Raw genomic sequence first — 15306 nt, 5'->3', positions numbered from 1 at the left:
ATTTTTATAAAACTGGTGTATGGCTCTTAGGGCGTGTCTTCAATTCACTCGATAGTCATCTAAATGAGCAAGCAACTTATCTATCTATTAACCATAAAACATTTACTGAATAGGCAACGCGTAGCGAGTGTCATCATAATGCTGAGTGGCGGGCTGCGATACCAAGAAACCACCTTGCCCCAAGCCGCCAAAACCACTTTCAGACAACGACAAAGGGGTGATATATTGCTTGTCTAACTCCAGCTGCATTTCGACCGCTAAGCAGACACCGCACCATTTACGGATAAAATCGATAATGACGCGATACATATCCCCTGCAGGCAACAGTCTCAAATAACGCTTGGCATCCAACTGATGAAATACGATTCTAATTTTGCTATCGAACTGTACAGCCCGCGCGCCGCAAAATGTAGATATCCCAAGTGCAGCATGTTGACCACCGAGTGCGGTCTGCTCACTTGCTGGTAAATCAAACCACTCTGGTACGAACTGCTGAACGCTGACCGTACTATCTAAGAAGTGTGACAATACATGCGCCAATTGGTCAGCGGTCAAACGTCCGGGGGCAATCATGCCAGCATAAGCAATCAAGCTATCGATTGCCGTTAGCTTTTTCGGCTGCCGTGCCAGCGCTCGCAAGCTCAACAGATAGCTGTCTTTTTTATTATTTATCTCATACTGTAGTGGCAAGTTATAAAACCAGCTCGCTTCGACATACAAATCCGTCAATCGATGGTTAAATAAATCTAAAAATGCCGGTGCGGCTTTATCTTTTGCATGGTGTACTCGCGAGGCCAAATGATCGGTATACATCGCGGGCAAAGCTGATAATGGGCCTGTAAGTCCGATAACTGCTGGACAAACCTCTATCTGTCTGGCCATTAACGAACTGACATTTAATGAATTGTCCTTTATTTGGCCATCCTTTACTGAACGGCCACTGTCTTCCATATTGTCTTGAGCAATGAGCGCCATCGACTCAATTTCAGCTTGCGGATACGCCAATGACAACGAGGCACGGTAGCGCACCTCGATAGGGGCATGCCCCATACCGACTTCATGCTGAACCAAACGCAGTGCTTGCAATAGCTCATAGGATTGCGGTGCCGCCAGTAAATCCGTTAAATAAGAGGACTGAGACCGCTGCGTGGCTGACATCTGTATATCTCCTCTTTGGTAACGGCATCACTGATGGCAACCTCAACGAAGCTGTTTAAGCTGGCGTGATAGCCAAAAACATGAGCCAATAAATGGGCAAACTGGCGGATACTCACTCCAGCAAAATTCTTTTGGTTAATCTGAATATTAATGACCGTACCGCGTACAAATCCAGGTTGCGGCAAGCGCTGAATCCGCTGAGCTTTGATACTGGTGGTGACAGAGACGATGCCTTCTACCAGCAGTTTATTAGAGGCAGATTGAGTAATATCATAGAGCGACAGATACTCTTTCATCAGCTCAGCATCTTGGGCAGCAAGTGATAAAAAATTCAAACTGATCAGCGATATTAGTCGCCAACGCTCCTCACCAGTGTATTCAAACCGCGCCGTTCTGGTAGGCTGCTTTAATAATGACAGGCTACTAAAGCCCGTCATCCCTTCACTAAACAAATCACCTCGGCTTTGACCGAACACCACTTGCGCGGGCAAGTCTCTATTGGTGCATAGCAAAGCAGCACTTATGCTCACCGCACCTGACACATCCTCACGCTGCTTTTCTACAAACATAATCTGATATTCAAAGCCCTGCTTAAATTCAGCCATATCCTTATCGCGTTTGATATGATAATAACGACCGTCATCTTGCTGCTCATAGTGATTGAGCGCATAAAATGGATGATACTCACGTTGTATCAAACGATTATTACTTTGCTTGGACTCTATGACTTTATTGACCTCATAAATCTCATGTTGAAAAAGCGCACGAGTATCGGGCACCAAATCATAATAGATAGAGCGATGAGTGACTTGAATGGGCTTGGCGGCTGCCTTGAATAGATTGACCACGGGCGTACAAAACAGCTTAATACTGCTGGCACTCAGTTGCTGCAAGTTTTTTAAATGGATGGTGTTTTTTTTATCAAACTTAAAATAACAGCGAATCTCAAGACCAGTGCTATCAATTTTTAAATTGGGACAAACACGGCCAAGATTGAGGCGTAAGAAATTGAATTTTTCAGGGAAATAAAAATACTCTTTTAATAATGCAGAGGCAGCATTACTTACTCGATGACTAGGAAGAATTTGCTGCTCAGGATCGAAGCCTATAATCTCAAACGGACTACCCGTTATCTTATTGACCTGCCTACCATGAAGGTGCGTTTGTTTCACATCACACCCTAGCAGATCCCACAAGCTGGTGCCTTGACTGGCATCCTCATCTATATATAAATCTAGCGAATGATTTAACAAAGCCTGATAGTCGAAGCTTGGATTAAGACCTTTGAATTTAATGCTAATGCAGCCGTTAAGCAGTCCATGCTGATTATCGTATACTTCTTGGCGTGTCTCAAAATCGACGCTATCTATCTGTAGCGGTAGCAACGTCACGTCTTGGGTTGACTGAAACTGGCAAGGCGTGCCGTTTATTTTTTGACTAGCAAACATACTTTTTTTAGGCACTAAAACAGGCTCACTCATCGCATTGCCCTGCACGCCTAGGTTAAACTGTGCAATAGAGACTGATGGAAAAGGCTTAAGATAATCGGGATAAACGACTTCAAGTAAAGACTCGGTAAAGTCTGCATATGAATCATCTAGCTTTTTATTGATGCGCGCACTAATCAGTGAAAAAGCCTGTATCAATCGCTCAATATGCGGATCATCTACCGTATCGTGACCCATCAATAACCGATTGGCAATTTTGGGATACTTTTTGGCAAATTCTTTTGATTGCTTATTAAATAAACTAAGCTCATGCTCAAAATAAGGAAGTAGACTGTCCATGATGCCTCAATATAGTGATCGCTGTTAACTGTAAAGATTGAGCGGTAACACTGGTTATTTCATTAAATTAATAATGACTATTTTATTAAATAACGCTGAGAGCTTGGCTCAAAGAACGCATCGAAACTGACCAACTCTTGGGCAGGATAAACTTTCAGTAACGCTTCAATTGAAAAACACAGCTGATTGACATCAACAGCGCCAATATCTAGCGATACTCTGACATTCTGCAGACGACTGTCTTGCTGCTCGACTGTCTGCGCGATTTGTCGGCAGATATAATCACAGTCTGCAGGATTGGCACTACTCAGTCCCACAAAGTCCAATATGCCAAAGTTTAGTATCGATGAGCGTACATGTTGATAGGCTTGCAGCTTACTCGACACCACACAGCGAGTATTTAATAACGCTTCTAGGTCTTGGGCTACTGAAGACTTTAACTCATCAATATTAAGCCTGCGAACCACGAGTTCATGCGCTAAATGACGAGGCTGGTCATCGAATAGTTGCTCAAATAAATTTGGGCGAAACCCAACTTTATGATTAGAGGCGTTAGCGGCGTAATTCATGGATACAGTCATCCTCATTTAAGAAAATAAAAAAGAAAGGCCTAGATATAAACCTTTCTTCATTGACACAATAAATGAATAACACTTAACACCAGTTTAGGCAGTATAAGTAGCAGTGTTATTGGCTAATGACCACTTCTTAGTCACAGCACCTTTAGCAGTACCATCGATATCTTGCTGGGTGTAAGTCCACTCAACAGCAGCATACTTGATACCGACTTTTTCGATTGGCACGCCTTCAGAGCGGACAGTTGGCTCAACGCTAGCAATGAGCGCATGCTTAAGCTTTACTTCAAGATATTTAACACGCTTATCACCGTTGGCACGATAAAAGTCAATTTGAATTTCATCAAAAGTATAGCCAGCAGAACATGCTTCCCATAGCTTAGGACTGGTCGAGTCCAAATCTTTCATAAAGGTCATATCGGCATGTTCACAGCGCTCAGAAGTGTGACCACCAACGCTACTTGCTGTCGCTGATTTTGGCTGACGGATCAAGTGATCCCAAGTATTTACTTCAAGCCAACCTTTATGCTCGCTGTCACGAGACTCACCGTCAATTTTGTACTTACCACGGAACTGAATATAAATATCTTTCATATCACACACCTTGTATTGAAAAATTTAAATTTAACGTTGGATTTTAATAAACGATCAGCTGTTGCTAGACTGCGGCAGTTGAGTGACCAGACGCAAAGAAACAGACAATTCGTCAAGCTGAAAGTGTGGTCTCAAGAAGACCACGGACTTGTAGACACCAGGTTTGCCTGGCACTTCTACAACTTGTACAGAAGCTTCGCGCAGTGGGTACTGGGCTTTTGCTTCTTGTGAGGCTCCGTCATCTAGCAAGACATAGCGAGAAATCCAATCATTCAAGAACGACTCAACATTACCAGGTGCTAAGAAACTACCTACCTTATCGCGCATCATTGCCTTTAGATAATGAGCAATACGTGATACTGCCATGATATATTGCAACTGAGTCGACAGTACCGCATTGGCATTAGCATCATCGTTTTGATACGTTTTGGCTTTTTGAACTGATTGCGCACCAAAGAAGGCGGCATAATTGGTATTTTTGCAATGGACTAATGGAATGAAACCCAAGTCACTTAACTCTTTTTCGCGGCGATCGGTAATCGAGATTTCCGTTGGGCATTTAAGCGCCAAGTCCCCTTCATCAGTCTTAAAAGTATGGACCGGTAAACCTTCAACCAAGCCGCCACCTTCCACACCGCGAATAGCGGCACACCAACGATAGTCAGAAAAGGCAGAAGTCAATCGTGAAGCAAAAGCATAAGCGGCATTCACCCATAGATAATCACTGTGATCATTACCAGAGACTTCTTCAGTGAAGTTAAAGCCTTCTACTACTGTGCCATCTTTGGGATCATATGGCAGACGACCTAAAAAGCTAGGCACTGTCAGCGCCACATAGCGAGCATCCTCTGACTGCCTAAAGGCGCGCCAGCGTATATATTCAGCCGTTTCAAATATCTTTGATAAATCGCGTGGGCGGCCAATATCAGTAAAGGAATCGAGTCCGAACATCTCAGCGGAAGCCGCCGATACAAACGGTGCATGGGAAGCGGCCGCAACATGAGACAACTGCTCGAGCAGATACATATCAGCATTTTGGCGAGTAAATTCAAAATCGCCAACGATTGCTGCATATGGTTCACCACCGAAACTACCAAACTCTTCTTCATATATTTTTTTGAACAGCGTGCTTTGGTCAAAATCAATTGAAGATTGAAAGTCTTTGGTAAGCTCGCGCTTAGTGGTATTCATCATGCGTATCTTAAGCATGGATTCAGATGGGGTTTGGCTACATAGATAATGTAGACCGCGCCAGCTAGACTCTAGCTTCTGAAACTCAGGTGCGTGCATAACAGTGGTCAGCTGCTTAGAGATCAGCGCATCAATTTGCGCAATACGCGCGTCAATCGATGCGGCTAAATTGTCTGATAATGTCACCGTGCCTTGCATGACTTCATTGGCCAGCTCGGCGATTTGCGACTTCGCGCGGTTTTTTTCATCATCGGACTTGGCAACATTACTTTTATTGACGATTTCTTCGAGTAAGTCATAGCTTTCACTATTCAATGGATCCGTTGCTATCTGCTGCTGGGCTTGAGCATTCATCGTTTAATCCTCACCGTCAGTTTGATTTTGTTCCGCCATTTTCTTGACTTGTTCAGTGTTCTTAAGCACATCATCCAATAGGTCTTCAAGTTTTTCGTTGGCAGATATTTTGTTGCGTAAATCTGCCAAGCGATCTCGTGCTTGTACCAGTTGCTTTAATGGCTCAATTTGATCAGCAACCGCTTCAGGGCGAAAATCGTTGATACTATTGAATGCCAAATCAACCGCGAACTCGCCGCCTTTGTCACTCAAGTCATTGCTTACTCGGAACGTCGCACGCGGTGCTAGACCAGACATCACCTCATCAAAGGTATCCAAATCCACTTCGACAAATTTCTTGTCTTTAAAGCGCGGTTGCTCAAGGGTAGAATCTCCTGAAAACTCTCCCAACACCCCAACGACAAACGGAATTTCTTTCGTTTCGATCGCATCGCCCACTTCAACGTCATAAGTCAAATGCACCCGAGGAGCACGTACTTTTGCGAGTTTCTTTTGCACACTATCTTGATTAGCCATAATAAGTTGCCTCAGCAGTTTCTGGTTTCAACGTAATATACTGAATGGATCAGTAGATTTGGTGTTGCTACTTCTAGGGGATGATGGTTTAGCCGGTCTCTGAACGGGCTTCGCTTTTGGCACTGGACGTGACTTCTGTTTCACTGCTGCTTTTCTTTTAACAGGGGCGGCTTGTCTTTTGACGGCTGCGCGGCGCTTCGCGTTGGACACGTTTTTGCTTCTAGTCGATCGAGCCTTCACCACAGGCGCAGGTGGTTTTGGCAAAGACTCATCATAGTTAAAACCGTAGACTTCACCATATATCTTGCTAAGCGCGTGCTGATACTCAGTTAAAAATGCCGTATCCATATCATCCGTCAAGTAATCTGACTGTAATTGGCTCTGTGAGACAAGAGCACTGCTATTTATAAGGATGCTTTTGAGCGTGGCGGTGCTTTGACCTGAGTCCATTGCTTCGCTCGCTGCGTAGACAGCATAAGCATGATAGCCATTGTTGGCGTAAATCTGAGCCAACAGCTCCCAAGCCAAAGAATCCTTCGGATTACGAGTTAGCCTCTCATTTAAGTTGGCAATCAATTGATGCAACTGCGGTGATTTTGCATCCGCATTTTTAAGGGCAGCATACTGGTTAATGACACTTGACCCTGGATCTTGCTCTTGTATCGAAAGCTCGCTATGGGCTGTACCCATAACCGATACCATAATAAGTAGACCGGTCAAGATCGTCTTAGGTATTTTATTAGTGACTTTGATAGCGTTTTTAATACTTGTCATCGTAAATCGGTGCTCGCTATTATTAATATGAGATATATGCATCTGTTGACTCGATAATGGTTAATCAGCCGTACTAACCAAGGTCGTCATATTGGTTAAAGTGTCTTTGAATCTCGCTTTATCATTATCGTTCATCACCGCATTGTCACTATAAGCGTCAATATTACTCTCCGTTACTTTGACCGCAGAGAGCATAGCAAGTTGACGCGCTCCTACCAGCTGATCATCGAGACTTAATGCTTCGGTTGCAGCTCTTAATGAACGGGCGTACTTTTTTGATTGATAATTGCTTTGAGCAATGGTCAGCCATTGCTGGGCTGTCACTGCACGCCCATCATCGACTTTCATGGCATCAGAAAGATAAGAGAGTGAAGGCTCATCCAACTGCTTAGCCACTGTTGGCTTAGAAACCGTTAAGGGCTGTGTGTTCTTCTTCGCGGCGCCACCGCACGCCGTCAGTAACACACTGGCACTGAAAATCACAGATAGCAGACCTATCCCTTTCAGCTTAGTACAATCAATAGAATTCATAAGCAAATCATCATCATTAAAACAAAAAGAATAAGAAAAAGTATGACGTTATAATAGAATATATTTAGAACTAAAGTTCTTTAATGAAAAACTTATTGCAAATCGATTATACAGATACTTGACAATATTTCAATAAACTCTATACTTTTATTAGTATATATTTTAGCAGTGCTTACTTTTAAGCGACCGACTGTACCCTTAAATCTGCAGTCACGGGAACCTCCCTTATGCCTTCGCAAACCGCTCGTCTACACCAGATTACCGTTGAAACCAATAATATACCCATTACTACCTTATATCCTGCTGCATTCTCTTGGTCAAGTACCATTGATAAAGCGGCTACTAGTCAGCTATTGTTCTATTCGCATGCTTTTTTAGATTCAAACTCTTGTTTATCTTTGATAAATACATTTGTCTGCTTAAACACCCTTTCGGTTTCCCGTGAACCCACTCATCGCACTGGGCTTATTAAAGCAGTCAACTACCAGCATTCAGATGGCGCACTGCATTTTTACACTTTAGACATCGTCAGCCCCGATTGGCAATTAACCCAGTGCATTCATACTCGTACTTTTATCAATCAATCTACGCTCGACATCGTCACTACCCTCTTTGCCGACTATGAATTTGATTGGCAGTTATCTGAGACTTTGCAGGCATCAGAGCGCCTGTCTTCTCAGCTTTCTATGCGCACCCAGTCGGATGTCAGTGATTGGGAGTTTATAACCAGGCTACTTGCTGATAGTGGTGTCAGTACCCTATGGATATCGGGTGATTCATTAGATAATTTAGGCTGTCTGATGCTACTAAGCAGTTTTGATGAGATAGAGTTACTACCATTAGACTATCGTTATGCCCAGTCTTCTATCCAGTCAGGACAAGATACGGTTAATGAGCTACAAATGAGGTCGCTGCAACTGGGTAGTCAGACGGTGATAGTAAGAGCAGATGGCTTAAGCGCGGATACCATTTATGAAGGCCAAGCCGCTGATGAGTCAGCGCTAGCAACAGATGACACGACTGTGCTTTTAAGCGCGCCCTCACGCGTCGATAGCGATAGCGCAGCGACGGTGTTGGCACAGCAATGGGTGAATGCCAATCGCTGTCAGCGTGAACATTACCAAGCGGCTGGTGCGATGCGAGGCATGGTGGTCGGTAGTCCTGTGAGTATTCATAATTTACCTACTATCAGTCGTTTGACTAGCTACTGTATCAGTACGCAGATGGTTGGGATTGAGCCGGACAGCGACAGCGTGTCTTATCACAACCAAGCCTATATCAAAGAGTGGTTACAACGTACTACGCAACAGAGCGGGATATTCATCCCCGATCATGGCTACGATATTGCTCGTGACACTGGGGTCTGGGTATCAGCGACTTTGCTTGACGCCGCAATCCCCTACGCCCCTTATCCCAGCAACTTGTTCTTTGCCAGTCATACTTATAAAGGGTTGACCCAAGCGCGTACTGGCAGCGCTACTACACCAAGTTATGACTCTAGTGTCACCGATGACAACCTACAACAAACCATCACGACCCCCGTCTACTCAGGCATCAGCCCTCACGACGACGGCACTACCCCGCCCCTGCGCGCATTGCAACTGTCATCCGGTAGCAGTCATGGCTGGCAATTCGCCCCACGGCTTGGACAATCTGTCCTGCTTAACCATTGGTACGGCGATATTGACAGTCCAGTGATTAGCAGATCGCTCTATGACGGTATCGGTATGGGCGATGTGGACGCAACAGACATCACCACTCGCGATGCGGGATTATCTAATAGACACAACCTACAAGGCGGCGCGTCTCCTAGATGGCATGGCGGTGGTATGGGTCACTCACAGATCAGTGACGATGACGGACACAGCGGCTGGCTATCGGGTATCGCCCAGTATGGGCTGACCTGCGACTCTGAAGTGGCCATGAGCTTTGATGATACGCCAAGCAAGATCGGTCTACAGTGGACGGTTAATACGGGCAGTAAAGCCAATGCTGATATGCCAACGATTACAGAGCAAGCGACCTTTGCCCCTGATGAACATGTATTAGAGCTTGGCATACTGCGTCATCGCTATAGCAATCATCAATCATCAGATAGTGGACAAGGTATTAATCTAGCAACCGACCATGGCTTGCAAATCACCGGCGATACAGGTGTTCTACTCTCCACCTTTGATATCAGACACAGTCAGTCAGAGCACGAGTCGGCATGGGTCAATGATGCAGGACAACGCCAGTTAACAATGGGCACTGAGCTGAGTGAAACCTTTAAAGAGGCAAAGCAGGCACATTTGCAATCAACCGAGGCACTTAGTAATGCCAACCAAACGATAGAAGCCTTTAAAACCAGTGCGCAAGTGATCGATGAGACGCTAAATACAGAAGTCTTAGGCGCAGCTGATGTGATGCTGGTGAGCAAAGACAGCATCCTCGCATCAGCAAGCAATACCCTATGGACGGCGAAAACAATAGTCAGACAATCAGGCAGCACGCAGTCGGATGTGGTGGCAGGTAATTATACGCTGACGGCAGATAGTATTGATTCGCTCTCTGGGGTTGGTGGTGAAGCGAGCGCATCGGGATTACATGTGAGTGCGAACACTAAACCACTAGCGATACAGGCACAAGGCGGTGAGTTGCAGCTGCACAGTCAACAAAGCATGACGATTGGTAGTGAGGCTGGACAGGTGAATGTGTCGAGTCCAAAACGTATTAAGCTGCAAACCAGTGCAGGAGCATCCATTACGATCGATAAGAGTGGTATTAAGCTGGTGTGTCCGGGGACGATTAAAGTTAAGGCGGTGAGGAAGAGTTTGGTGGCGGGGGCGAGAGTTAATTACAAGCCTTTAGAGTTTTTAAACTCTCCTCCTTTTGCAGTTCAGTTTAGTTTTATGAGTTTACTAGGTAAAGGGATTGAACAAGCTAAAGTTATTCTTTTTAACCCAGACACTCATGAGATTATTTCTGAATCAGAAACAGACAACTCAGGTATGACTATGCTATTACAAGATGATAATCATATGAAATATGATTCCTTAATTGGATTTGATCAGTGGTCAAGTCATTTTGAAGATGAAGATATTGAAGGCGAAGATGAGGATGAGGGTATTATTTTAGGTGAACATGGTTCTCAAGAATCCTAATTAAGGCTGTATAATGACTAAAAAAACACATATTGTAAAAAAAGGTGACACACTCTGGGGCATAGGTCAATTTTATGGCGTTAGTGTCAAACAGTTAGCTGATTGGAATAATATTAAGGGTAAGAAAATACATCAATTAAGTATTGGTCAAAAAATATTTTTACACCTTGACGAAAGTGAAAGTTATGATACGACTTTAAGAATAAAACTTTTAGACTCTGCTTTTAAACCTATCAATAAAGCTACTCTTCAACTCGAATATGATAGTAAATGCGAAAATATCGCAATTACTAAAAGTATAACAGAAGATATTTTGATCAAAGATAGACATGCAGGTATCAAGATCTATTTTTTAAATATCCATAAAAAGTTTCAATTAATTTCTCATCACACTATTCTTCCTTTAGGGAAAAAAAGTTTGACTTTAACTTCAAGAATGATGAAAGTTTCTGGGAGTAATCTTCCAGAAAAAGGGCATCAATTAGAAAAGCTCAAAGACTTAAGTAAAGTCTTGGAAAAAGAAAACCAACAACCAACTCCTCCTGTTCAAAAAGAAGTTGAAAGTCAGTTGGATGGCAATAAAAGCACTCAAACTGATAAGTCCAAAACATCAAGTAAAGCTCCAACAAAGACTAATAATCAAAACTCTTCTGTAAAAGATCACAATGAAGTAATTCGTACAGATGGCGGCACTCCAACCCATGTAGTAGCAGATTTTTATAATGACGAAAATTTAAAACTTCATCCAAATAATGAAATATATCGTCAATTTATAATTAGTGCAGCTAAAAGGCATGGCTTTGATGCTCCTACTACAGCTGCAATAATTAATGCAGAATCAGCAAAAATAGGCAGTGGTTCATTGAAAGGTCGTTGGAAAGCAGATTCTCAGAATAGTACAACATCAGCAGGCGGTATGACTCAAATGTTAGATGGTACTTGGCGTGACATTTCCAAAAGGTCTGACTCACTGCTTTATAAGTACAAACAAAAGCATCCTAAGCTTACAGATGCGAAATTTCTAAAACTTAAATATAATCCTGAACTTTCGATTGATGCAGGAATGGTCTACGCTAAAATGAATCTTGAGACTCTAGGAAAACGTTTACCTATTAATAAAATCACTAGTAAAGCTGATTTAGCTAAGATAGCTTATCTTGCTCATCATGATGGACCATCAGGTTCTGAAAGACTAATAAAAAATGAGTACACAAGTAGTAGCTTAATGAGAAAAAAACTCATTATACAAATAGGGGAAAAAGACAAGTTTAAAAAGTATATGAAAGAAGCTAATCAAAATGGTGTGAAAGCTTATCAAACTTGGATTAGAGATTATATTGATTCGTACATAAATGTTAAAAATTTTATGCATAAAATTTCTGATAATATCTGTATAAATAGTCTTGACGCTATTATTGTCATTTTGGAAGGTGTTTCATATAAAAGTAAGAGTAATGAAAAATGTATTCCTGCTCCTGCTCCTGCTCCTGCTCCTGCTCCTGCTCCTGCAAAAAGCACTACTAATGTGGGTGGAGGGAATCAATGGCGAAATCCACTTGATACCTGCCAAGTTAGACGTTTCGGTTATGGTTCTGCTCCATTAACTTATAAAAGCAATAAATATAGCAAAGAAAATTTAGCATTAGCTACAAATGAAATATCAAGACACGGTAGAACTTCCAAGCGTCATTCAAAGTTACATCAGGGAAATGATTTAGAAGCAGCTCTCAACAGTCCCGTATACGCAGTTTGTAAGGGACGTATCGTATTTGCCACTTCATATAGTAGCTATGGTAATTCGATAATTTTACAGTGTAATGTTGATGATCTACCAGTAAGTAAAAAGAATATACTAAGAAATAAACTCGATTTTAAAAAAGATATTGTATATTTCATATATTGCCATTTAAACAAAATTAAAGTTGACAAAGATGAGTTAGTTGAAGATATTTCCCAGCCGATTGGTCTTAGTGGTAATTCAGGCAATGCAGGAAGTATGACCTCAATATCTAAGGGTTCTCACCTTCACTTTGAAGTCAGAGATGAAGTAAGTAAATCGTTAGGCGCAACAGGACTTAAATATCGTTATGATCCTTTTCCCTTATTAGATAATTGTTCGACTATTGAAAACGGAGTCCAATAAAATGAATATTAAATTACTTTTTTTATCAATGAGTATTTGCCTCAGCGTCACTGCTTGTAGTTTTGGTGAAGCGAAGCAAAATAGTGAAGAATTATCAGATAGAAAATCTGAAAGTAATCTTATAAATCAGAATAAAAGTCAGAATAAAAATTCTATAGCACAATCATACAATGATGTTCACAAGACTGTTAGCAATGAAGTTACCAATATACTTGATATTGATCCTTTATCAGATAATGTTAATCTTGAAGTAACTGATGACATTTTTATTCGTGCAATAGACTATCCTCTTAGTCAATATAATAAGAAACTATTAGTTAAAATACATTCAGAAGATCCTTCAAATAAAAACTCTAAACCAATTGCCATTGTAACCAATTCAGATAATATTAAAGTTACTCAAGTCCCTACAATTAACGAAGACCAAAAAGAACTTAGAAAAGTATTTAATAATAACTTCGATGTATATTTTTTATCAGGGAAAAATAAAAAGAAACTTAACGTTAGTTTTAAGAACAAAGAATATATTCACATAAGCTCAAGTTATTCTGACACTAATATCTCATTACTCCATATTGAAAGTGAGGGTTCTACTTTGCGTCCTGAAGAATATGCATGGAGTTCTTGTTTGTTTATTTATAATAAAAAGGTAAATAAATTTGTGGAGTTTTTTCCTGAAGGTTGCGTCAGACAAGATATCAAGCGTACTGGAGTTACGAAAAAAAATGATTATGAAAGAGATGAAGTGTATTTAGATGAAGTAAAAGTAAAAAATGGAATTTATACAATAAGTTTCAATAATTTACCCAGATTAAAAAATTCTCAATTTAATTTTAGTGAAGAAAAAATTCTAACATACAAGTTTAAGTTAGATTTAGAGAATGATAATACTCAATTTCAACTAGTAGATTGTGACTATCGTTATAAAAAAAATAATCAGCTGGTGAAAGAACATAGAGAATGCGATTATTATTTAGAGTAAGTTATATTTTCTTATAATTAACTATAGTCAGTTCAAAATAAAACTGTTATGGCCAGGACAAATATCATAAAACAATTTAGATAAGTCATTTTGCATCCAGCCTTGACGTAGAAACTTCACCTGTGCCCATTTCTTTTCGATAGGGTTCAAGTCTGGGCTGTACGGCGGCAGCCAAAGAATACGATAACCATGCCTGTTCAATAGCTTTTGAATACGTTTATTTTTATGAAACTTGGCATTATCCATGACAATCACGCATTTGATTTTAAGGCTTGGAATAAGTGTGAACTTGCACCAATCATAAAATATATTGCTGTTAATGTTCTGTTCAAAGTAATTCAGTGCAAACAACATCTTTTCATACAGAGCACTAATGACGTTGGTTCGTTTTTTTGCTTGCCAGTTGTAGCTATCAATACAAGGTTTGCCTATCGGTGCATAGCCATAAGGACGAATAGTTTCAGCCTCAAAGCCACTTTCATCCATGTACACAATGGGGTAGCCTTGCTGCGTAAAGCTATTAAGCTTACTCCGATACTTCGCTCTTTTTATCAGACACGCTTTTGGATGTTCCAAGGTCTTTTTTTTGACTGATACCAAGGCGCTTTAAGGCATGATAAATGCCTGTTTTACTACAGTTTAAACGACGTGCTCGCTCATCCTGGTAATCATCAGGATGTTCTTTGACATCATTAAGTAGCACGTCATCTAGTATTTTATAGGGTTTGGTTTGCCTAGTCGTTCTGCTATGAACAAGTCTCTTCCAGTTTTGTATGGTGGTTGGGCTGAGATTATAGAAAATAGCAGCTTCAGCAAAGGTCATGCCGTCATCTATACTTTTAAGAACTTGTTTACGAAAATCTAGTGAGTAAGTCATGGTCTTTATAATAATGTCATTTTCTTTATTTATTGTAGGATGTAACTTTGATATCTCACAGCCTCAAGCAATTAGTGGAAAGACAATAGTTAATAATGAAGATAAAAATAAATATTCAAAACTCATAGAGGAAGTAGATAAAGAAGTTAGTTATATTAAAATGGAAGCATCCAATTCGGACGAAAGTAAGATAATCAAAGAAACAAAACTTCCGTTAACGCTTAATAGTTACACAAATTGCAATATGGAAAATGATAATACTTTTTGTAAAAATAGGTTTCCAACTTATGATATTAAGGTTTTGCCTATTAATTTAAAGCAAGGCTACGCTGATATCAAATATATAGACACTATATTAAAACTTCCAAATATAAATGACATAGAAGTCTATATTTTAGCTAGAAATATGACAGATGTTGAAGAATATACGATAGTTACTTATAATAAAAAAATAATTGATAAACTATTGATCGGAAAGATAGGTTCAGCTGATAATTCTGATAGAAGATTTTCTATTAGCGAAAATTATAAAAATATAGAAATTAATTTTAATGACAAATCTAAAAATTATAAAGTGAACAATTCAGGAAACATTTTAGGAATCTAAACTATTAAATCTTTTTCGAATATTAGCACAGCTCAATAAGGCAGCTATAGTTAATTCTTTATTAAACATATTTT

The 15306-nt window shown here is 40.6% G+C and carries 14 protein-coding genes; 4 read left to right on the top strand and 10 right to left on the bottom strand.

The annotated features are described in order from the left end of the window. Positions 1-102: 102 nt before the first annotated feature. The 8 genes from tssG to IE130_RS01815 all read right to left on the bottom strand — a co-directional run bounded on the left by tssG (position 103) and on the right by IE130_RS01815 (position 7480). The gene (tssG, locus tag IE130_RS01850) at positions 103-1158 is read right to left on the bottom strand and encodes a type VI secretion system baseplate subunit TssG (protein WP_189580874.1); all 1056 of its coding nucleotides are present in this window, start codon (positions 1156-1158) and stop codon (positions 103-105) included. Beyond that, complete coding sequence (gene tssF / locus IE130_RS01845) at positions 1122-2945, bottom strand: type VI secretion system baseplate subunit TssF (RefSeq protein WP_189580871.1); 1824 nt, start codon at positions 2943-2945, stop codon at positions 1122-1124. The genes tssG and tssF overlap by 37 nt, the downstream gene beginning before the upstream one ends. Before the next feature lie 77 nt (positions 2946-3022). After that, positions 3023-3514: a type VI secretion system baseplate subunit TssE gene (tssE, locus tag IE130_RS01840; RefSeq protein WP_189580852.1), complete on the bottom strand. Its 492-nt coding sequence runs from the start codon at positions 3512-3514 to the stop codon at positions 3023-3025. A gap of 96 nt (positions 3515-3610) precedes the next feature. Continuing rightward, positions 3611-4114, bottom strand: coding sequence for an Hcp family type VI secretion system effector (locus IE130_RS01835; protein ID WP_025651832.1), 504 nt, complete (start codon positions 4112-4114; stop codon positions 3611-3613). Between the two features lie 54 nt (positions 4115-4168). Continuing rightward, the gene (tssC, locus tag IE130_RS01830) at positions 4169-5659 is read right to left on the bottom strand and encodes a type VI secretion system contractile sheath large subunit (protein ID WP_189580849.1); all 1491 of its coding nucleotides are present in this window, start codon (positions 5657-5659) and stop codon (positions 4169-4171) included. A gap of 3 nt (positions 5660-5662) precedes the next feature. Further along, the gene (gene tssB / locus IE130_RS01825; protein WP_010199981.1) at positions 5663-6175 is read right to left on the bottom strand and encodes a type VI secretion system contractile sheath small subunit; all 513 of its coding nucleotides are present in this window, start codon (positions 6173-6175) and stop codon (positions 5663-5665) included. A 27-nt stretch (positions 6176-6202) separates the two neighbouring features. After that, entirely contained in the window at positions 6203-6949 is a 747-nt protein-coding gene (locus tag IE130_RS01820; RefSeq protein ID WP_189580833.1) for a tetratricopeptide repeat protein, read from the bottom strand. Between the two features lie 60 nt (positions 6950-7009). Then, the gene (locus IE130_RS01815) at positions 7010-7480 is read right to left on the bottom strand and encodes a hypothetical protein (RefSeq protein ID WP_189580830.1); all 471 of its coding nucleotides are present in this window, start codon (positions 7478-7480) and stop codon (positions 7010-7012) included. Between the two features lie 227 nt (positions 7481-7707). Between IE130_RS01815 and IE130_RS01810 the strand changes: the two genes are divergently transcribed. Genes IE130_RS01810 through IE130_RS01800 form a run of 3 tightly spaced genes read left to right on the top strand, consistent with a single transcriptional unit; the run spans position 7708 to position 13748 of the window. Then, positions 7708-10623 (top strand): contractile injection system protein, VgrG/Pvc8 family, encoded by a 2916-nt coding sequence (locus IE130_RS01810; RefSeq protein ID WP_189580827.1) that lies wholly within the window; start codon positions 7708-7710, stop codon positions 10621-10623. A gap of 13 nt (positions 10624-10636) precedes the next feature. Continuing rightward, a complete protein-coding gene (locus IE130_RS01805) occupies positions 10637-12766 on the top strand; it encodes a LysM peptidoglycan-binding domain-containing protein (protein ID WP_189580824.1) in 2130 nt (709 codons plus the stop codon). A gap of 1 nt (position 12767) precedes the next feature. Continuing rightward, on the top strand, positions 12768-13748 hold the full coding sequence (locus IE130_RS01800; protein WP_189580821.1) for a hypothetical protein: 981 nt from the start codon (positions 12768-12770) through the stop codon (positions 13746-13748). Between the two features lie 27 nt (positions 13749-13775). Here IE130_RS01800 and IE130_RS01795 read toward each other — a convergent pair whose 3' ends face one another. Together IE130_RS01795 and IE130_RS14115 are read right to left on the bottom strand one after the other, a co-directional pair. Then, positions 13776-14324, bottom strand: coding sequence for an IS630 family transposase (locus IE130_RS01795; RefSeq protein WP_264997140.1), 549 nt, complete (start codon positions 14322-14324; stop codon positions 13776-13778). Then, positions 14275-14571 carry an IS630 transposase-related protein gene (locus tag IE130_RS14115; protein WP_308430249.1) on the bottom strand — a complete coding sequence of 99 codons (297 nt, stop codon included), beginning with the start codon at positions 14569-14571 and terminating at the stop codon, positions 14275-14277. Before IE130_RS14115 ends, IE130_RS01795 begins: the two co-directional genes overlap by 50 nt. A 67-nt stretch (positions 14572-14638) precedes the next feature. Here IE130_RS14115 and IE130_RS01790 point away from each other — a divergent pair, with 67 nt between their 5' ends. Then, positions 14639-15232: a hypothetical protein gene (locus IE130_RS01790; RefSeq protein WP_189580818.1), complete on the top strand. Its 594-nt coding sequence runs from the start codon at positions 14639-14641 to the stop codon at positions 15230-15232. The last annotated feature ends 74 nt before the right edge of the window (positions 15233-15306 follow it).

This window comes from Psychrobacter glaciei, from assembly GCF_014652895.1.
GTDB lineage: Bacteria > Pseudomonadota > Gammaproteobacteria > Pseudomonadales > Moraxellaceae > Psychrobacter > Psychrobacter glaciei.
This window is presented reverse-complemented; position numbering and strand designations above follow the sequence as displayed.